This is a genomic window from Leptospira sp. GIMC2001 (assembly GCF_028462125.1).
Classification (GTDB): Bacteria; Spirochaetota; Leptospiria; order Leptospirales; family Leptospiraceae.
Genome location: NZ_CP115468.1, coordinates 1983588 through 2003461, shown reverse-complemented (window position 1 = coordinate 2003461; position 19874 = coordinate 1983588). Strand labels below are relative to the sequence as shown.

Annotated in this window: 18 protein-coding genes and 2 pseudogenes; 1 reads left to right on the top strand and 19 read right to left on the bottom strand. The window is 31.1% G+C overall.

What is annotated here, in order from left to right; genetic code table 11:
- Positions 1-3: 3 nt before the first annotated feature.
- From O4O04_RS10820 to O4O04_RS10735, 19 genes and pseudogenes are all read right to left on the bottom strand, one after another.
- Positions 4-648 carry an SIS domain-containing protein gene (locus O4O04_RS10820; protein WP_272535983.1) on the bottom strand — a complete coding sequence of 215 codons (645 nt, stop codon included), beginning with the start codon at positions 646-648 and terminating at the stop codon, positions 4-6.
- Between the two features lie 28 nt (positions 649-676).
- On the bottom strand, positions 677-1525 hold the full coding sequence (locus O4O04_RS10815; RefSeq protein WP_272535982.1) for an NAD-dependent epimerase/dehydratase family protein: 849 nt from the start codon (positions 1523-1525) through the stop codon (positions 677-679).
- A 1-nt stretch (position 1526) separates the two neighbouring features.
- Positions 1527-3113: a GMC oxidoreductase gene (locus O4O04_RS10810; RefSeq protein ID WP_272535981.1), complete on the bottom strand. Its 1587-nt coding sequence runs from the start codon at positions 3111-3113 to the stop codon at positions 1527-1529.
- 2 nt (positions 3114-3115) lie between these two features.
- Entirely contained in the window at positions 3116-4093 is a 978-nt protein-coding gene (locus O4O04_RS10805) for a GHMP family kinase ATP-binding protein (protein WP_272535980.1), read from the bottom strand.
- Entirely contained in the window at positions 4090-5373 is a 1284-nt protein-coding gene (locus O4O04_RS10800; RefSeq protein WP_272535979.1) for an HAD-IIIA family hydrolase, read from the bottom strand. The genes O4O04_RS10805 and O4O04_RS10800 overlap by 4 nt, the downstream gene beginning before the upstream one ends.
- Positions 5374-5379: 6 nt before the next feature.
- Positions 5380-6309 carry an NAD-dependent epimerase/dehydratase family protein gene (locus O4O04_RS10795; RefSeq protein WP_272535978.1) on the bottom strand — a complete coding sequence of 310 codons (930 nt, stop codon included), beginning with the start codon at positions 6307-6309 and terminating at the stop codon, positions 5380-5382.
- A complete protein-coding gene (locus O4O04_RS10790) occupies positions 6306-7514 on the bottom strand; it encodes a glycosyltransferase family 2 protein (protein ID WP_272535977.1) in 1209 nt (402 codons plus the stop codon). Before O4O04_RS10790 ends, O4O04_RS10795 begins: the two co-directional genes overlap by 4 nt.
- A 41-nt stretch (positions 7515-7555) precedes the next feature.
- Positions 7556-8509, bottom strand: a complete 954-nt coding sequence (locus O4O04_RS10785) for a class I SAM-dependent methyltransferase (protein WP_272535976.1) — start codon at positions 8507-8509, stop codon at positions 7556-7558.
- Positions 8510-8520: 11 nt separating this feature from the next.
- Positions 8521-9603, bottom strand: coding sequence for a DegT/DnrJ/EryC1/StrS family aminotransferase (locus O4O04_RS10780; protein ID WP_272535974.1), 1083 nt, complete (start codon positions 9601-9603; stop codon positions 8521-8523).
- Positions 9604-9631: 28 nt separating this feature from the next.
- Positions 9632-10057, bottom strand: a complete 426-nt coding sequence (locus O4O04_RS10775) for a sugar 3,4-ketoisomerase (RefSeq protein ID WP_272535972.1) — start codon at positions 10055-10057, stop codon at positions 9632-9634.
- A gap of 8 nt (positions 10058-10065) precedes the next feature.
- Positions 10066-11088, bottom strand: coding sequence for a glycosyltransferase family protein (locus O4O04_RS10770; protein WP_272535970.1), 1023 nt, complete (start codon positions 11086-11088; stop codon positions 10066-10068).
- Positions 11088-11807: pseudogene (locus O4O04_RS20430) on the bottom strand (methyltransferase, TIGR04325 family); the annotation flags it as partial. The gene O4O04_RS10770 and the pseudogene O4O04_RS20430, both read right to left, overlap by 1 nt.
- A gap of 144 nt (positions 11808-11951) precedes the next feature.
- Positions 11952-12878, bottom strand: a pseudogene (locus O4O04_RS20425) (glycosyltransferase); the annotation flags it as partial.
- 17 nt (positions 12879-12895) lie between these two features.
- Entirely contained in the window at positions 12896-14173 is a 1278-nt protein-coding gene (locus tag O4O04_RS10760; RefSeq protein ID WP_272535968.1) for a glycosyltransferase family 2 protein, read from the bottom strand.
- Between the two features lie 43 nt (positions 14174-14216).
- Complete coding sequence (locus O4O04_RS10755; RefSeq protein WP_272535967.1) at positions 14217-15512, bottom strand: ABC transporter ATP-binding protein; 1296 nt, start codon at positions 15510-15512, stop codon at positions 14217-14219.
- Between the two features lies 1 nt (position 15513).
- Positions 15514-16356 carry an ABC transporter permease gene (locus O4O04_RS10750; RefSeq protein ID WP_272535966.1) on the bottom strand — a complete coding sequence of 281 codons (843 nt, stop codon included), beginning with the start codon at positions 16354-16356 and terminating at the stop codon, positions 15514-15516.
- A 158-nt stretch (positions 16357-16514) separates the two neighbouring features.
- Positions 16515-17843: an O-antigen polymerase gene (locus O4O04_RS10745; RefSeq protein WP_272535965.1), complete on the bottom strand. Its 1329-nt coding sequence runs from the start codon at positions 17841-17843 to the stop codon at positions 16515-16517.
- 97 nt (positions 17844-17940) lie between these two features.
- Positions 17941-18471, bottom strand: coding sequence for an ImmA/IrrE family metallo-endopeptidase (locus O4O04_RS10740; protein ID WP_272535963.1), 531 nt, complete (start codon positions 18469-18471; stop codon positions 17941-17943).
- Positions 18472-18522: 51 nt separating this feature from the next.
- Positions 18523-18849: a helix-turn-helix domain-containing protein gene (locus O4O04_RS10735; RefSeq protein ID WP_272535962.1), complete on the bottom strand. Its 327-nt coding sequence runs from the start codon at positions 18847-18849 to the stop codon at positions 18523-18525.
- Between the two features lie 181 nt (positions 18850-19030).
- Between O4O04_RS10735 and O4O04_RS10730 the strand changes: the two genes are divergently transcribed.
- The gene (locus O4O04_RS10730; protein ID WP_272535960.1) at positions 19031-19741 is read left to right on the top strand and encodes an HU family DNA-binding protein; all 711 of its coding nucleotides are present in this window, start codon (positions 19031-19033) and stop codon (positions 19739-19741) included.
- Positions 19742-19874: the final 133 nt, after the last annotated feature.

Sequence of the window (19874 nt, the reverse complement as noted above, 5' to 3'; positions counted from 1 at the left end):
TTTTTAGATATTTTTCTCTAATTGGATCGCAAATTCATATAATAGGTGATGGATTACTTCATGCACACCTTCGACCAATCCATATTTGCCTTTTTCACATTTTACCAAAATAACATGATCAGCAATTTTTGCTGCTTTACCGCCATCAAAACCTACCATTGCTACAGTATGAGCTTTTTTAATTTTTGCAAATTCTAAAGCGTTTAAAATATTTTGACTATTTCCAGAACTTGATATTCCAAAGGCAACATCACCTTCTTGAATGAAGTTCTCCATCTGACCAACAAATATTCCATCATATCCATGATTGTATATTCCTGGGTAATCACCATTGGTGAAAGGTTCTTTTCCATCATTGGCTTGAGCAGTAAGCCAAGCTGCATTATCCAATCCAAAAACCTTATAAAATTTTTGATTCTTTTTCCCGGTTATTTTTGTCCCCTTTCCAAAATCGCAAGCAAAATGTGTTGCGATACTATGGCTTCCGCCATTTCCAAAAAAGAATATATTGGAACCTCGTTCTTTGGCTTGAAATAATAATATTGCAACCTCCGAAATGATATTTAAATCTAAATTTGCTATTGCAGATTGATTTTCTTTTTGAAATTCAACTGAGAATTTTTTAGCTTCCGATAAAAGATCTTTCATTATATTTTCCTTTAAACAATATTTTTTCTTAAATAAATTTTCTGAATTTAGTCTCAAGCTTACTCAAATAACTAAAATCAGGATTCTTATCCTGATTAATCAAACTGATTAAACTATCGGACTTAAAGGGAGGTTTTATTTTAATAATTTCTAATATTCTTAGTAAGGAATAAAACACCCACCATGGTATTGGAATTAAAAATATCCATTTACCTACTGATTTCGCAATTCTTTTTAAGACTTCTTTGAATTCTATTGGCTCATCAGATGCAAGAATTATTACCTTTGAATTAAAATTCTGAAATTTATTCGAAATTTCATTTATTGCCGACGCCAAATCTTGTTCATGAGCCAAGTATAGAACCTGATCACCATAACCGATTAAGGGAATTAAAGGAACTTTCAAAATAAGATTTTTTAAAGCTCCAAATATTCCTTTCAATTCCTTACCCCAGATTAGGCCAGGACGAACAATAATTCCATTTATAGATATGACATGATCTTCGACTAAAATTTTACAATTTCCATAAAGCGATTTTGTTCCATTATAAGCAGCCATCGAAGATATATATAATATATTTTGTATTCCAAATTCTCTAGCAGATTGCAAAAATGAAATTGAATTATATCCATTAATCTCGATAACATCGCTTTTTTCTGTTGGATAAAAATCATAAGCTGCATGTATTAAAATATCAACTTTTGCTGATATTTGTGTCCAATCAAACTGCTCTTGCAACGAAAAATATAAATCATGATCACTTTTTGGATCCCGAACTAGTGAATAAACGATATATCCATTTTTCTCAAATTCCTTTTTTAATATAGATCCAAGCAATCCATGCGCTCCAGTAATAATCGCAATTTTTTGAGACATTTTATATTAAATCCTTGGTTCTATTTGAAATCCGGTATGCATTAGCCATAACTGTTAATGTAATTGTATTCGCAGATATTGAAGGCAGAACCGATGAATCCACGATATGAACTCTTTTAAAACCAAATGGTCTTCCATAAAGATCAGATTGATTTAAGTTCGGCTGCTTTTCCATTGGAAATGATGAGCCGTAGTGATTACCAAAACCTGGTTCACTAATTTTTAACGCGGGAAAAAAAACTATTCCTCCAAGTTTTCGAGAAAGCAAAAATAATTTCTTCATAAGCTTTTTAATTAAAATATAAGATGATATATTTTTATTTTTTCTTAAAATTAAAGATTTTTCTCCCATTTTTTCATTTAATTCTAACGAAAAACTTTGAGATTCATTCGAATGAATATAGCCTTGTATTATGAATATTCTACTAAATATGAATGGAAGAAATGGTTTAACTAAAAAAAATAAAAATCCAAAAATATTTTTCACTGCAGTATAAAGTAAATCATTGTATCCATAAAATTGCAAATGCATATTGAAATTTGAAATATTTTCATCCTTAACTTCTAAATAAAATTGAGACATCGAATGAAATTTTTCTTTAAATATTCCTTTAGATCCAAAAAAAGATATGAATGGAACTATAAAATACTGACTATCTTTAATTTGAATTTCTTCATTGTAATTTTCTCTTGATTCGAGAATAATTTTTGCAGTTGAAATTGCTCCAGCAGCTAGGTAGACTCTTTCTGTGCTTACTTCAAAAATATTACCTGAAACCAAGTCCTTGATGGTCACTACTACATGATTATCAAATTCCTTAAATTTAACTATTTCAGAATTAGATTTATATTCAATTTTTTCATCCTTTGCTAGTCTATTTATCGCATTCCAAGAATTAAAAATTAAATCTTCAGGACAACCATATAAACAAAGACCGCAGTATGTGCAGTCATTCGCTTTGACAGCTAATCTAGATTTGCCAAATGTAATACCTTTTTTATTAAGAAATAGTTTATTTCTTATTAATCTATTATATAAACTATTCGCTTGCTTTGATATTTCTAAGTTAGAAAAATCATCTCTAAACAATGGAAATTCAATTGCTAGATCATCATTTTCGATACTTACGGGTAGATTTTTTATAATTTGTTTATATGCAAAATTCAGTTGCTCTATATCAATTGACCAGGTTTCTAACTCTTTCGCTGAGAAAGGCATTATAGAACTTCCCCATACAGCACTAAATCCTCCTTTAGCATAACTAGGAGTAGCCTGTACATTCAATTTCTTAACATTAATTGAATTGTTGTGTTCACGATAAGCGTAATCTGATGTAAAAAATCTTTTAATAGGTACCCCTGAACTTGAAGCATTAGAAGATGATCGAAATTGCTCTAATGTATTTTCGGAAACAGTACCTTTATTACGGATTTCATTTTTAACAGATTCTTTAAATTCGAACAACGATTTTTCGAAATCGATTCCAATATCAAAAACTATGACTTTTTCATCTCGTGCAATTAGTCCAAGTACAGCTCCATAAGCAGAGGGTCCAGACCCAATTACTAAATTTTTATAATGAACCATATTTATGAATAATAAATTATTGAAGTTCCAGATTTCTCAAACTGAAAAGGAAATTCCTGAACTTCAGAAAGTGCAAGTCGAAGTTTGTCTTGTTTCTCTAAAGGCACATAGAACAAAAGAAATCCACTTCCACCCGCTCCAAGAAGTTTGCCTCCTATAGCTCCATTTTTTAAAGCAAGATTATAATAATGATCTATTCGTTCATTCGAAATATTTGATGAAAGTTCTCTTTTGTACATCCAACCGGTGTTCAAAATATCTCCTAAAGCATCGATATTATTTGATAGAAGTTCCTTTCGCAACAGTTTAGTTAATTCAACTAGCTTATGCAATCCATTAATTGTAGCTTGATTATCGTTAGTATTTTTCTTTTGTTTTTCTAAGATATCGCTTGCTGATCGAGTTCCACCAATATAAAACATCATTAAATTCTCTTCAAGCTTCTGATAAGAATCTTTTCTGAGTGAAATTTTCTCGACAATTACAGAATCATCTTTATCAAATTCTATAAAATTAAGCCCTCCAATTGCGCAACCATATTGATCCTGTTTTCCGATCGGTTCTTTTAAAACATCAATTTCAATTTGACACGCTAAGTCAGCTATGGAGTTTTTATCCATGTATTTGTCTGTATAAGCATTACATAAATTAATTAAACCTACTGTAAAGCAAGACGAAGAACCAAGACCTGTTCCCGAAGGAACATCCGCACTTGAATTAAAATCTACACCGTTAATATTATACTTTAAGAATACTTCTCTTATAATGTTATGTTTAATATCTTCAGCATTATTTGTTAATTCATTATTTGAATATTTTAAAAAGTATTTATTCTCCATAAAATATGGATGTATTGACAAATAAATATATTTATCAATCGATGTGCTTATAACACAACCACCAAACTTTTCATAGTAGTCCTTGAGATCACTTCCTCCACCCGTAAAACTAATTCTAAAAGGAGTTCTGCTAATTATCATTCTTCAACCTTATCTAATATAATAGAGACAGCTTCTTGAAAATTTTTAACTAAAAAATCAGCCTCTTCATATTTTTGATCGCCAATTTGAATCGCAAAACATCCTACAGATTTACCTGCTTGTATATCAGTAACAGAATCTCCTATAATCCAAGACTTGCTAAAATCAATATTAAATTTCTTTTGTGCATCCAATAACATACCTGGTTTTGGTTTTCGACATTCACAAACAATCTTTAGTTCTTGAACCTCACCTTCAAATCCCGAATCGGGATGATGAGGGCAAAAATAAATAGCATCAAAAAATGAATTTGATTTTGCCATTTCAGTTTCTAGAATTTTATGTTGGTCTAATAGATCTTCGAAAGTTATAAAACCCTTTGCTATTGCTGGCTGGTTCGTGACGACAATACTCAAAAATTCAGATTGATTCAATAATTCCAAAGCATTCGAAACACCTGAAAAAACTTCCATTTTTCCAGGAATCGGAGGATCAATATTTCTATTTAGAACGCCATCACGATCAATGAACACAGCTTTTCGTCTATTAGATAGATTTAACCGTTCGGGTTTCCCCTTAATTACATCATTTTGGACTTTATTCAATCGATTAGGAACTCCAATATCTTTGAGATATTCCGGGCTATTGTAAGCATATAGTGTCAAATTATTTTGAAGAAGCTTCGGAAAAATATCTCTAGCTATATCTTGATTTATATTCCAATCTATATAATTAATAATTTTCTTAGATAGTATATAAACTGCAGCATTAGCAAGATTTTGAAATTTAAAATCTATTTGATGAGGTTTTGTATGAAATACAGAAATTTTTCCGTTTATATCACATTCTACTAAATCGCTGTCCAATGGATGGCTATTCGGATGAACAAACAAAGTACCGGCAGATTCTTGATTATTTCTGTCAAAATCTATAAATTTCTCTATATCAATATTGATAAATAAATCACCATAGAAAACTAAGAATCGTTCATTTTCTTCTAAAGTGTGCTCAATTAATTTTAAACTTCCAGCAGTTCCTAAAGGATATGGTTCATGGAAATAAGTTATTTTTACTCCAAATTTACTACCATCTCCAAAGTAAGAAAATATTTTTTCCGCCATAAAACCGGTCAGTAAATATATTTCAGAAATTCCATATCGCTTAGCTAATTCAATTTGAATCTCTAATAGAGGTTTTCCATTAATTTCAACCATTGGCTTAGGGATATCTGTTAAACCTAGCCTAGTTCCTTTTCCACCAGCAAGAATTACTAATTTCATAAAAGTTTAAATATTATCTATAACAGCTTGCCAAACGGATTCGTTAGATGTCCTGGCACTTTTCCAGCCTAATTTAGAGAGCTTATCAATATTATAATCAAATTTAGGTACATCTCCAATCCATCCTCGATTTCCTCCTGAATACTTAATTTTTGCATCGGACTTAGACGCCTTAATTACCATCTCAGCAATCTCTCTTACTGTGGTCTTAGATTCTACTCCGATGTTATAAATATTAACTTGTTCCGAGGAATTCATGAGAATAAAATACATAGCATCTACTACGTCTTTTACATATAGATATGGTTTTTCTTGAGTCCCGTCTCCTAAGACTAACAACTCTTCAGAATTTTGGGTCAATTTATAGATAAAATCAAAAATAGCACCATGAGTAGCTCTTCCGCCTACAACATTCGGAAATCGAGTTACCCATGTTTGAATATTATAATTCTCTGAAAAACTATAAATAAATGCCTCGCTTGCAAGTTTTCCAGCACCATAATGTGATTTGGGTACTAAGGGTCCATAGGACTCAGTGATTGGAATGAGCGTTTCTCCATAGATAGCAGAAGTAGATGCAAAAAATAATTTATTAACATTGTATTTTCTCATCAAATCCAAGGTTCGATAGGTTGTTAAAAAGGTTTTTTCTAAATCAATACTTGGTTTGCTATGGCTAATACTAATATCAGAATTTGCAGCTAAGTGGAAAACTATATCAAATTTGTTATTTTTAAAAATTTCTTCATATTCCGAATCATTTAACATTTCAACTTTTTCAAATCTAAAATTAGAATTTGCTATAAGATGGTTGATATTTTCCATTTTTCCTAATGATAAATTATCAATGCAAAAAACATTATGGTTCTCAGATAATAATTTATCACATAAATGACTGCCGATAAAACCCGCTCCACCAGTTATCAAAATATTCATACTTTTTCCCTTTCCAAAGTTACTGCCAAAGAATGTAAAACAAGTGTACTCGTGAAGCTAATAAAGGAAAAAACAATCAACATGAGTCCTAGTATAGATTTGAAATATTCATCTCGAATTCCGGGAAGGATGAAACCATTCGAAATATAATCAGACACTAAAGTTATAGTTAACAATAAGCCAAAGACAAATAGAATACCTGAAAAAATCGCAACACGTTCGTAGCTTAAAAATTCTATCCATTTCTTTGATTTAATATTTCTGTAATCGTAAATTGTTTTGGATATTAAACCTAAGAAGAATGATTGTAGCCCGATAATAGAGAGAGTAATCCCAACTAACATCCAATGAATGGAAAGCGAGAATGTTCCGATCTGAATTGGACCAAATGTTAAAGGCAAAGAAAGCATCAAACCCGAAATCAACATTATAATTCCAGGAACAAATATAAAAAAATCAACTCCAAATAAAAACATGGCTCTTAAATTTACCCAGCCTGCATACCAAGGAGTGAACCATCCGGACCTAACCATATGACTTTCTCGACCAGCCTTCTCCTTTAAAAAATTTATAGGCACTTCTGTTATTCGAAGCCCTAATTGAATTGCTTTGATAACCATTTCGGATGCATATTCCCAGGATTGCGACTTTAGATTCATCTGTATCAAAGCATTCTTTGTAACGCCTCGCATACCACAGTGAATATCTGAAAAATTCGATCTAAACATAGTATTTAGTATAAAATTTGTAAGCGGTTTTCCAAAATAGCGATTCAGTGCAGGCATCGAACCTTTTTCAATCACTCCTTTCACACGAGAACCCATTATGTATTCATTCCCATCTCGAAATTTCTCAATAAAAGGACCAAGCTCTCTAAAATCATATGTACAATCAGCATCACCCATAATTATATACTTACCACGTATATAAGGGATGGAATCTATATAGGCTCTTCCTAAACCACGTTTAGGAATTCTTAATACTCGTGCACCATTCTCAAGAGCTAAATTTGGTGTTTTATCTGATGAGCTATCAACAATTATTATTTCACACTGTATCTCTGCCTTCTTGATACCTTCTTTACACCAACTGATAAAAGTCTCAATACTCAATTCTTCATTCATTGCAGGAATGACAATGGAAAATTCGGGATTGATAACATCATTCTTTGGTATCAATAATTCAGTTACAATTTGTTCGCTCATTTACTCAGACCCTTATATATTTTCTTTGTTTATATTCAAAATTAATTTACTTTTTTATAAAAACCAATAAAATTATCTCCGATTCCCAGTAAATCAAAGATCCTTGTCGATAAATGGTTTAATCGTAAATTATGAAATAAATTGACTTTTTCAATTTTTCTTTTATCCTGTTCCGAAATTTCTACACCCGAAGACCAGAAAGCAGCCTTCCTACCTGGAACCGTCGGATAGATTACATTATGAATCTTTTGATACTTTGCCCATTCGGAACTAGTAACACAGGATAACTTTTCTAGGATGAAACCTGTTTTCTTTCCGAGCTGCATCAAAGATTTTCGAGAAAAATGTTGTAGATGATATGGCGTATGCCAATTAATCCATTTCTTTCCGTTGATTTTAGCACTAATTCCATTAGAATTAGGAGTTGTAAATATAAGATATCCACCTGGCTTTAAAATTCGATTTATCCCTGTTAATATTTCTATTGGATCTGTAAAATGTTCTATAACTTGATCCATTGTTACATAATCAAAAAAATTATTCTCATAATTTTTTGAATCAAATGGACCGATCTTTACTTTGAAATTAAATTTTTCTGCAACTCTAAGTAAATTACTGTCAGCATCGACGCCATAAGCATCACAATTGCGCGATTTATGATAAGCTAAAGATTCACCAAAACCACAGCCTATGTCTAAAACTCTAGAATTTTTCGGAACTGCTGCAAAAGCTCGATACTCACCTCTCCACCAAGATTTAAAACCCGGCTTATACTCCAAAGGACTAAAACTTTCTAAAGATCTTTCAGTTCTCGGGTAAAAATCTGTATAGAGCTTCTCGATCTCATTTGAAGAAAAGTTTACATCAAGAAATTTATGTCCGCAATCATTGCATAGCTTAAGAGTATATTCACCTGGATAACCATACCTATCATCGTACAATCTATTAATTTCTTTTACTGATTTTGAATTACAAATAGTACAAACCACACCCATTTAAAATTTCCTTAAAAACTATTTAAAACATCTGATACTTTTTCTACCTCTTCCAAGGTAGTCGAAAATGAAATCGGCAGACTTAAAGTTTGAGCATGAATTTTATCACTAATTGGATAGTTTCCATCTAATATTCCTTTCATTGCAATCTGCCGATGCGGAGCAACAGGATAATGAATTTCTGTCTTCACTCCATGGCTTAGCAAATAATCTTTCAATCGATCCCGTTCAGAATGTAATATATTATAGATATGGAAGACATCTTCAAAATTTTCATTTAATAAAGGTTTCTGATACGAGCTATTAATTGATTTGTGATAGACAGCTGCTAATTTCTTTTTATGTAAATTTATTTCATTCAATTTCTTAAGTTTTATAGAAAGAAAAGCGGCTTGTATTTCGTCCAACCGTGAATTATAACCGATTAATTCATTATAATACTTTTTATCCGAACCATAATTTCTTAATTTTTTAATTTTGTGATTAAGCTCTTCATCATCCGTAACAATTGCTCCGGCATCGCCAAGCGCGCCTAAATTTTTTGTTGGATAAAAACTAAAAGCATTTAGATGCCCAAAGGTTCCTATTGTCTTACCTTTATATTTAGCACCATGAGCTTGTGCACAATCTTCGATTAAATACAAATTATGCTTTTGTACAATCTCCATTATTGGGTCCATATCACATGATTTGCCATAAAGATGAACAACTATTATCGCTTTCGTTTTACTTGATATTTTAGCGCTAATTTTTCCTGGATCTATATTATATGTAAACGGGTCTGGTTCGACAAGAATGGGAATTAAATTATTTTGTAGAATCGAGATAATTGTAGCTATATAAGTATTTGAAGGAACGATCACTTCGGAGCCTGGTTTTAAATTCAAAGCATTTAAAGATAAAGTTAAACCGTCAAGACCTGACGCAACACCTATGCAAAATTTGTTTCCATTATACTCCGCGAATTCTTTTTCAAAGTTTTGAACTTCGTTACCAAGAATATACCACCCAGAATCAATAACTTTCTGAGAAGATTTATAGAAGTCTTCCATAAAAAGCGAATTTGCTTTCTTTAGATTTTCATATTCAATCATTATAAAATTTTATACCTCTTTGCAATTCCTATTGCTGTCCAACGATATTCTTGAATAAATTATAATCTCTTATGTAATCAGATTCCTGATAATAATCTGAAGCTACAACTAGAAGCACACAACCACTAGAAAATTCTTCCATTGTATGCCACAAATGCTTTCCAAGTAATACTCCAATATTATCTTTATTCATAAATATTTTTTGTTTCTGAGAACCATCATCCAAACCAAGTATAAAGCTTCCGCTAATACAGAAAATAACTTGTTCCAATTCTCTATGGGCGTGCTTGCCTCTAACGCTTACACTATTTTCAAGATTATTAATGTAATATACTCTCTTAATTTCAAATGGGATATTCTTTAAAGTTTCCATGATAATTAAGTTGCCATCTCTTTCGTCTTGAATTTTTTTTAGTTCAATATAACCTGAATTTTTAACGATAATCGGATCCATAATTTTCCTTATTTTTTTAATAGCGGTCTTAAAATTTTATTAACAATTCCAAATGACCAAATTTTGCTCAGCATTTTTGAAAAAATCAGAATAATTTTATCTACAGCTCCTAAATAATGGTGGAAATCTGGATTTGTCATTTTATTAAAAAATATATCTTGTAAACTGACTTTTTTACATATCAATTTGTATTTAATTTCAATTTGTCTCATGCGTTGAACGTATTTCTGATAAACAGGTAAATATGTAGAGCTATGATTATATACTACAAAATTATTTGTATAAAAACCAGGACTAAAATACTTAAATTGATGAAAATGATAGAAAATTAACGGTAGATCATTTACATAATATTTATCATTTCTGATAGATAAAGAATATTGCTCCAGATTCCACATCGCAACTCCAGCACCAATATGTTGAAGTATTAAAATATTCTTATAGAGGTGCGGCCATTTATCCAGATATTTCTGATCACCCATTCTATCAGGCTCCGAGATATAATAACACCATTCAAGACATTGACTTTTCCAAAGTTTTAAACAAGCCAAACCTTCTTCATCTCTTCTAAAGAACATCATTTGCACATTAAAAATTCCATTTACTTCCAAATGTTTCAACCTATCGGGAAATCGATGTGGAATAATCATAATTGATTTATTTGAAATTTCTTCAAAAATAGGATCAGGACTTGAATAAAAGAATAAATCTGCATCTAAATAGATTATATGATCGATCTCAGGATTATTGTTTAGGACATGCGTTGGAATAATTGGTGACAAAGTCCAACAGTATTCTTGCCAGGTTCGATTACTTTTTGCAATCAAAACTTCTTTATCTTCGATTTCTGATAATTTAATAACGCTAACATTCTTTAGGTTAAGTTCATTTAATTTCTTATAACATTCATCATCCAAAGCTAAGATCCATAAATGGAACTCACCGAAATGTTCAATTAAAGAAGAGTAAAGAGTTAATCCTAAAGGAAGGTAATTGATATCAAAGAGAGTACATAGATATTTTTTTTTCATTATTTTAATTTAAAGATCATTCCTCGTTCATAGGCCTTTGTGCCCGGTTCCAATGTTTCAGCCGCATTCAAGTAAGAATCAAAATCCTCAGTCATTGTATATTGCTTTTTAAATTCGCGGATGAAATTATCTTGATTAAAAAACCAAGCTGGATACGAAGCAGAATATATCCAATCAGGAACAACTTGCTTCGTTATTCGATCTGGTTTATCTTTTAGAAAATAGGTTCTATCAACAATTATATAAGGTATTTTGAAATCTAAAATCGTATTTATAAGTCCATAGGGATCCTTTATATAAGGAAGCACGCTAGATAAAATTATCACATTTGGTTTGTGAATTTTTAATGACTCCTCAATCGAGGAAAAAAATTCTAATTTTGAATCTTTAAAATAACTATTGCCACATTTTACAAAATTTTCCTGTTCTATGATTGACCAAGATTTTAGAAGATTTCCAAAGAAGTTACGATAAAGAAAGTATGAGCTCCCGAGAGAACCACCAAAATCTAATACTCTTAATGAACTATATTCAATGCAAATTTTTACAAGTGCTGCAACTAAAGGCCAAGAATATTCCTTTTTTTCAAGTATTACAGAATCTCTCTCCGATACAGCTTCTCCATTTTTGACCTTTAGAAGTGCTGTTTTGCATTTCTCTAAAATATTATCCTGATCATAACCGTCAGTATCCGATAATGCTGAGTCCCAATCTGGGTAATTTCCGAAAAAACCCCAGTATCTTTCTTCCTGTATTTTATTCTTTCCAAATATAATTGCCTTCGCTTTAATTTTTATAGAAAGAATTATTGCCTTCAGTTTATTTTCTATTTTTTTTCCTTCATTTAAAACTGAATATGGAAGAATCTTTTTAATTAAATTCTTAGACTTAGCATATACATTATTTCTTTGATTATCATTAATATTCAAAGAACCGTTATTTTTTTGAAAATATTGTTCAATAATTTCTTTACTCTTTTTATCTTCTATTATTTTTATTTTATCCAAAGACTCATAATTTTGTTTTACTATAGTAAGATATTCATCCCCGACTCCGCAATGCGTCCCACTTCCATCATTTCCTATATTGGTTACAAATGACTCACCAGGGTATAGTGTTTTCTTATTTTTTAAAAAGGCTGAAGCATACCAACGAATTGCCCATGAATCATTTTTTCCATGTATTTGATCTCGCAACATTTGAGTGTATGGATATGAATCATTAAAATCAAATTCTCCAGTCAAATTTTTTGATTCTAATTCTGCGAGTAATTTGCTTCCATCATGCTCGAATATTTTCCATCCTCTTGACCAAGTAGCCCAACCCCAACAATCAGCACCCTTTAGAAAAAATGACTTAGGTAGCTTTATAGATGTTGGATAAATATATCCATGTATACTGCAAACTTCTTGATCATCTTTGTACAGATTCAAACCTTCATTCATATAATCTAAAAAGAATGGCGATGTAATCATATCATCTTCTAAAACAATTACTTGACCATGTTTATTGGTTACCTCAGTAACCCCATCTATTATTGAATTAGCTAATCCAAAATTTGTTGTCCTTTCAATTATCGTAATATTTTTAAATCCTGTTATAGATCGTATGTATTTACGTACCTCAATAATCTTTGGTTCAATATTGGAGTTTTTTGCATTATCAGAATAGATATACAATTCAGTGTCTTGTGCTAATCTATTTAACTTTAACGACTCTATAGTTTTTTGTAAATGATCCAATCTTGCATAAGCGAAGAGTGCTATTGGGGCTAAATTTTTTGTATTCATAAATAATATATTGAATATTAAGATTCGTTTTCTTTCTTAATATCTAGCTTTAATAATGCAATGTTTCTATTATTTTCGGAGACAGAATAAAACTCAATACCTGACAAATCTTCGAATTCAGATAGAGTAAAATGTCCAATAAATCCAGAATTCACTAAGGGCGCAGCTCCCATATTTTGTGCTATATCAGACCTTTTAATTTTGAACTTATGCAATACTCCTAAAATAGTTTTTTTATTTCTAACCACTAAAATTGATTTTGCTGGTTTCTTATGATCTAAAGGATCAGAGGCCCATCCGAAGAAACGTACATATTTTATTCCTTTTATAATGGTAATTACCTTAAAATATTCGATCTTACCAAAATTATCTAATGAATTTTGATTAGAACTTACAATTAAATTCGAAAAAGATAAATTTGATTCTACAATACTGTTTCTTGCTATTCTACTTAAGAACATTCTCAGTTGATAAAATCCATAAATTGGCTCAATTAAATAACGATATGTAATCGAAACTCTGATGAGATTTTTGATTTTCCATTTCCAAGGACAGGCAAACCAGACAAATGAAGTCCATGACAATTGATAGAAATTGGATTTCTTAGAAAAATGATTTATATAGAATCCTTTTAAACCCTTGACTCTATCTCTTATGCCGGTTTGTTTTGAATCTTCTTTTATTTTTAGTTCTGGAAATGATAGTAATTTGAAACCTTTTCTATAGGCTCTATGAGTAAATTCATAGTCCGATTGATAATGAGGTATGAGAAATGGATGAAATCCACCGATTTCATAAAATACCTTCATTTTAAAAAACAGTCCTCTGGTAGATAAAATATTTATTTCATCAATACTTTCAGCATTTTTAAATATTAATTTTTCCCAATTGATGTTACTTCCTGAATCTAAAAGATTGCCAGTTTCTAAGTCGTAGTCATAAGAGAGAATCAGAGAATCTGGATTGGAATCTATTAGATTATTTCCGATTTGTAAGAAATCATTTTCAAAAACAACATCGTCGTTCAAAATTAGAATATTATTTTCCGAGCCAATTTTGTTTTTTATTAACCACTTATATCCTTGGTGTAATGATCCTCCCCACCACCAGTCTCCCTTTCCCTTAATTACGATAACGTTATTTATCTTAGATTTTACATAATCTGAGGAGCCGTCTGTAGAACCGTCATCTATAAGAACCAATTGGAATTCTTTGAATTTCTGATCAACTAAGCAATTTATTATTTTCTTTGTAACATTGATGCGATTGTGAATAGGAAGAAGGATATAGAGCATTTTTTGGATAAGCTAATTAAATTATACTTTAATAAAATCGAATTTATATTTCAATTAATTCAGATGTATCGTCCTCCATTATTACATAGCCTAATTGTTGTGATTTTATATCATCTCTGAAAACTTTTATTGGTAAAATATCCTGCAGTCGGTGCAACATTTCATCATCGTCACCTCGAAGGCCAAGAGAGAAAATAAAATCACCATTTTTAAGAGAGGGCAATGTAAAGTTAAACTTGATTAAATATTTCTTACCTGCTTTTAAAGGTTCCAGTTTACAGTCGCATATATCCGTATTTGTATGCAAGGCATATTTGCCATAGTCATCATATAACATCCAACCAAATGATGGACTTTTTATATCTTCAAATACTTCAAATTCTGCTAATAAAGTAAGTTTGGGATTTCCATTCACAATAGTTACCCGTTCACGATTTTCGTAACAAAGTGCTGCCCTCAATATTCTAGCTTGCATTGTGCCGATCGATGATGTAGATACACTGCCGTAATCCCATACAAGTCTATCTTCGTGGTCATCGGTTTCCGTATCAAGTTTATCGCTATCATTTTTTGCGATCTTAAAAGAATCGACTTGTTCGGGTAGTCTATTAAAAACCATAAAATTAATGTAATCTGTCATTACTTTCTTTGAATCGGAATCCATGAAAATTCTTCCATCATGAATCCAAACAGATCTATCGCAAAAAGATTTAATAGCTTCAGGGCTATGAGTAACAAGAATTAGTGTCTTGCCTTTTTCTTTAAATTCATGCATTTTTCGCAAACATTTTTGACTAAATTTCATATCGCCTACTGAAAGAACTTCATCCGCGATTAATATATCCGGATCAATATTGATTCCAATAGCAAAAGATAATCTAGAATACATTCCTGATGAATAAGTTTTAATGGGATGATAAATAAATTCTCCAATATCTGCAAATTCTATAATATCTTTTAACATGATTTCTATTTGATCATCCGAATAGCCAAGTAGTTTACTTGCAAATCTTGCATTATCCACACCAGTTAATTCATTGTCAAAGCCTACGCCCAATTGTAAAAGTGAAACGATTCCATTTATATTTACCATTCCGGACGAAGGGGTAAGTTCCCTTGATAGAATTCTTAAAAGTGTAGATTTCCCAGCACCATTTCTGCCAACTACTCCAATAAATTCACCTTTTTTGATCTCTAAATTGATATCCTTTAATGCATCAAAATCTGTATAATATTTTCGTTCCGAGAAATTGAAAAGTTCTTTTAATCGATGAATAGGCTTATCATAAATTCTAAAAGTTTTGTTTACATTTTCTAATTGGATTGCTAATTCATTCATATTAAATAACATCTCCGAACTGAGATCTTAGTTTCTTATAAGTTATAATTCCAACTATATAACATAACAATGTAAAAATCCAAAAATATACCATAGAAAATGTATCTTCATAAAATGGTTTTTGATAGATGAAACTTTGTCTATATCCGTTTACAATATAATAAAATGGATTTAATTTCATAAAAATTCTATATTTCTCAGGATAAGTACTGAGATCCCAGAAAATTGGAGATACCCAGTAGCCAATTTGAAATATTACACCTATAAGGTTTCTGGTATCCTTAATAAAAAGACTAACAGAAGCAGTAGTCCAAGCCATACCAAGCATTAAAATGCATGTTGCAAAAAGATAATAAATACTTTGAAACCAATATAGTGAAAATGAAATCCCTGAAAAAAGTATGATAATAACTAGGAGTCCTATAAATATAAAATGAACAAAAAGTGACGAGAATATATTAACAAGTGGGAGTATGGACATATCAAATTCTGGCTTCTTCAAAAGATATGAATAATTCGAAAAAACCCCAACCGAACCTATGCTAGTTCCAGAAATAAATTGCCACATAATCATTGAAGTAAAAAGCCAAGGAAGAAATGGATAATCTCCAACTGGTTGGAAACGCATCGCTTTAGTAAAGAAGAACCACATCACAGCCATATAAATAATTGGTTCTACAAAAACCCAAACGATTCCAAGAACAGAACCAAAATGTCCACTTTTAAACTCCCTAACTGAAAGATCAAAAATCAATTTTCGTAAACGAAATACTTCAGAAAAGAATCTTATTCCTTTGCTAAATTGATTATTTGATTGATGGTTTTCAAAGATGTCTTTTTTCATATTTTTTTAATCTGTAAAATGTAGCCGTGATTCGTATAGAAGGAATTAAAATATAGATTTTTGAAAATGCATCCAATCCTAGTACTAATCTTAATCGCTAAGATTTCAATAGAATCGATTCCATAATTGATAGAAAATACATGTATTTTCAATATTTGTCATTCTTGATAAGCTGTGTTTGGCTTAAAGTAAAATTTGAATAGTACTATTATAATGACAATTGCAGGTAAAATTTCTCCATCTGTAAATAGTTTAAAAATTCCATATATCAAAGTATAAAAGAGGCAAAAAAGAATACTTACCATAAATTCGTTCTTCTTTCTAATACCTGTGATCAGGAAAGAAATTAGATATCCAAATGATACTCCGAAAATGGATATGAACAATAATCCCCCATCTCGATACATACTGAAAAAGATTGACCCAAAAGCATTGATGTGAATCTTTCCTAATTCGGGATGAAAACCGACATACCGATTGGCATGAAGATATCCACCCATTGTAAAAAAATTTGATAAAAAATGAATATTAAAATATTTACTGAGAACGAAGGACGGTAAATTAAAAATTCCAGAAAAAAACGATAAACCAAACGTATGATCATGGATTATGGAATGAATATTATTTAACTCTAAATCAAAAATCGTAAAAGAAGCTATATGATATCCGATTAATGATAAAAAAATACTCTTGTAAATTGAGCCAGCATTCCTTACAGAAAATAATAATACAAGAAACAAAAGAGCAGATAAAGATATTATAACTCCGAATTTTATTTTATTTTTAAAATCTAATTTACGGAACACATCAAACTTTAGAATAAAAAGTGTGATCAAAGTGAACAGTGAGTAGTGTATTCCAAATCTGCCTACTGTTAAGATTGAATCCATTACAAATAAGATTATTGCTGTTACTAAAAGCTTATATCGATTATTAACAACAAAATTTGAAACCCCCACTATGAGCGCGACCCAGTAAAATGGATATATACATAGCCAATAAAAGTAAGCTATTGTTATAGAATTATAGAATAATTCAGAACGACCCGTATGAAGTCCAAACACCTCTCCCCTGAAATATACTTGATCATACTTAGTTATTTGCAAATAAATTGATCTGATTAAGAACTGTAAAGTTATAGGAAACACAACAAATATTAAAAATTTATTTAGCAATTCAATCTTTTTTGAAATCACATTTGAATTTTCGATTTTGAAAAATTTGTATAAAAATATTGACTTACTTCTTTTTTGAAAGTAAATACCTAGAATTATAGAAGCAAAGAATAAGAAATAAATTATTTGAGTGAAGTAATTTATTTTAAAATAGTATCCTATTCCAGAATTACTAATTAAGTTCCAAAAGAACCACCACGAAAAAATTAAAACAAGTATCGCATAATTTTCTTTTATTAAATATTTTATTAATAAAATTGAAATAGAGTAAAATATAACTATTTCAAGACATAAATTGAGTTCAAATGACATATAAATATTACCTAAATTGCTTGATAATTTATTAAATTCGGTGCTTCCATTTAAATTTGTAAATTGTAACGAAAAACCTTATTAGATTCACCATTCCCTACACTTTCGGAATGAGCTTCAATTCCTGCAATCGAATCACCATAGCTGGCAGACTCACCTTAAACTCAACCGCAAGTTGATTCAAAAAATCATCATTATCCCAATATTCTAATATAACTCTAGAATCATGATTTACAAATTTATTCAATAAAATGTCAGATGGCATAAGCAATTCGGCAGCAAATAGATTTGCTTCTCTTTCCTTTTTTGCATCTTCCTTATTGGGAATATCTTGCCTAAAGAAAACTTTTTTATCCATATGTACTTTGCCATCGAGGTGGTGAAGTACAAAATGTCCAATTTCATGTGCTATGGAGAATCTTTGTCGATTCTCGGATTGGTTCTTGTTCACAAGGATGATTGGTTTATTGTAATCCCTCGTGTCTAAAACACCCGATATCTCATTCGGCAGAACTTCTTCTGCGAGCTTAATTTTTAGAAATTCGGTAATTTTACTCAAATCAATTGGTAAACTCAGCGAATCGGCATCTACTAGAAGTTGTTTTGCTTTTTTCTTAATTGAATCCATTATATTATATCGTAGTAAAAAATCTCAGAACCAATAATCTCGAAGTTTAGATCAATCCGATGAATTCTTAATTACATCTAAAATGGATAATACGGAATCTATGGAATTGCCATTAAAATCTCTATGTACAGAAGGATCTACTTCCTTGTCTACTCCTGGCAGTAATTTCACTACAGGTACATTCAAAATTTCTGCGATCTCATAGAGCTTTTCGACAGAAATCTGAGTATTTCCATTTTCCAGTTGATTGTAGGCAGTTCTGCTCATTCCCAAACGCGAGGCTAGTTCTAGCTGAGTCAGTCCATTTACTTGACGAAATTTTGAAATTTCTTCTCCGACTAGAGAATTTACATTCATTTTGTTAAGTTTTGCAATCATTTTTTAATAGCATACCAGGATTAGAACGGTTTTTACTGGATACTTGATATAAAATTCCCGATTAACCAACATTTTTTGCAATTAAGCAAAAAAAATGTTTAGTTTAAGCGACATAGTCCGTCCAAATTATAAAGCTTGGGTTAACCAATCTTAAACTATTAATAAATTGGAGAAAAGTAACATGAACGAAGGAAAAAACCTTTTAAAATATTACTTATTTAAAAACAAACTGAGCACAGCTGTTGCGAGTCCTTACCTCCCAAAAACTGTGTTCTCTGGCTCCCTGTCCGGTTCATCCCTGATTCAGGCTGTGTGTAAAGGATCAACGATCACATCATCGGATTGTCTAGCTGTACTAGAAAATCTCAATATCGTGATTGCGGAGAACCTATCTCAAGGACGGACAGTGAACCTTGGTTTTGTGAATTTCAAACCTACTGTTAAAGGATCGTTTAGTTCACCAGCTGAACCCTTTAGCAGTGAAAAGCACCAAATCAAGGTAAGCGTATCGGCAGCAGGCGACCTAGTAAGACGAGTAAATCTTAATGCAAGCACTGCACGAATAACGGCAGTCAAAGCAGAGCCGATTATTACGTCTTGGGCAAATCTATCCCTGGAAGGAATCGAATCTTTCTTGGTTGGACATTTGGTTGAATTTCGAGGAGCCAAACTCAAATTCACAAAAACTGATACCAATCAAGGGATATTCTTTGTTCGTTCAGATGGAACTGAGATCAGGGCAACTGAATACTCAGGTATCGGGGGCAATGCTATCGGATGTAAGATACCAGAAGGTTTAGAACCAGGAGAGAGCGTAAGCGTGGAAGCAAGAGCTCTCTTCGGTTCAGTAATTCGAACTGGAAAATTCGATGACCTAATCTTGATTCAGTAGACTAGCTTGCCAAGCAAAAAATTATGCGAAAAGGATAATTCTCCCTTCTGATATAAATTTCATGACTGATGATTGTAGAAACATCTATGATAACACTATGAACAACAGTTATAAATTTTAGATCGACTTTATT

Excerpts from the sequence above, each read along its gene's own strand:
- O4O04_RS10810 (WP_272535981.1), bottom strand. The coding sequence starts at position 3,113 with ATGGTTCATTATAAAAATTTAGTAATTGGGTCTGGACCCTCTGCTTAT.
- O4O04_RS10785 (WP_272535976.1), bottom strand. The coding sequence starts at position 8,509 with ATGGGTGTGGTTTGTACTATTTGTAATTCAAAATCAGTAAAAGAAATT.
- O4O04_RS10755 (WP_272535967.1), bottom strand. The coding sequence starts at position 15,512 with ATGAATGAATTAGCAATCCAATTAGAAAATGTAAACAAAACTTTTAGA.
- O4O04_RS10730 (WP_272535960.1), top strand. The coding sequence starts at position 19,031 with ATGAACGAAGGAAAAAACCTTTTAAAATATTACTTATTTAAAAACAAA.
- O4O04_RS10735 (WP_272535962.1), bottom strand. The coding sequence starts at position 18,849 with ATGATTGCAAAACTTAACAAAATGAATGTAAATTCTCTAGTCGGAGAA.
- O4O04_RS10795 (WP_272535978.1), bottom strand. The coding sequence starts at position 6,309 with ATGAATATTTTGATAACTGGTGGAGCGGGTTTTATCGGCAGTCATTTA.
- O4O04_RS10740 (WP_272535963.1), bottom strand. The coding sequence starts at position 18,471 with ATGGATTCAATTAAGAAAAAAGCAAAACAACTTCTAGTAGATGCCGAT.
- O4O04_RS10760 (WP_272535968.1), bottom strand. The coding sequence starts at position 14,173 with ATGCTCTATATCCTTCTTCCTATTCACAATCGCATCAATGTTACAAAG.
- O4O04_RS10800 (WP_272535979.1), bottom strand. The coding sequence starts at position 5,373 with ATGAAATTAGTAATTCTTGCTGGTGGAAAAGGAACTAGGCTAGGTTTA.
- O4O04_RS10750 (WP_272535966.1), bottom strand. The coding sequence starts at position 16,356 with ATGAAAAAAGACATCTTTGAAAACCATCAATCAAATAATCAATTTAGC.
- O4O04_RS10775 (WP_272535972.1), bottom strand. The coding sequence starts at position 10,057 with ATGGATCCGATTATCGTTAAAAATTCAGGTTATATTGAACTAAAAAAA.
- O4O04_RS10770 (WP_272535970.1), bottom strand. The coding sequence starts at position 11,088 with ATGAAAAAAAAATATCTATGTACTCTCTTTGATATCAATTACCTTCCT.
- O4O04_RS10805 (WP_272535980.1), bottom strand. The coding sequence starts at position 4,093 with ATGATAATTAGCAGAACTCCTTTTAGAATTAGTTTTACGGGTGGAGGA.
- O4O04_RS10745 (WP_272535965.1), bottom strand. The coding sequence starts at position 17,843 with ATGTCATTTGAACTCAATTTATGTCTTGAAATAGTTATATTTTACTCT.
- O4O04_RS10820 (WP_272535983.1), bottom strand. The coding sequence starts at position 648 with ATGAAAGATCTTTTATCGGAAGCTAAAAAATTCTCAGTTGAATTTCAA.
- O4O04_RS10790 (WP_272535977.1), bottom strand. The coding sequence starts at position 7,514 with ATGAGCGAACAAATTGTAACTGAATTATTGATACCAAAGAATGATGTT.
- O4O04_RS10815 (WP_272535982.1), bottom strand. The coding sequence starts at position 1,525 with ATGTCTCAAAAAATTGCGATTATTACTGGAGCGCATGGATTGCTTGGA.
- O4O04_RS10780 (WP_272535974.1), bottom strand. The coding sequence starts at position 9,603 with ATGATTGAATATGAAAATCTAAAGAAAGCAAATTCGCTTTTTATGGAA.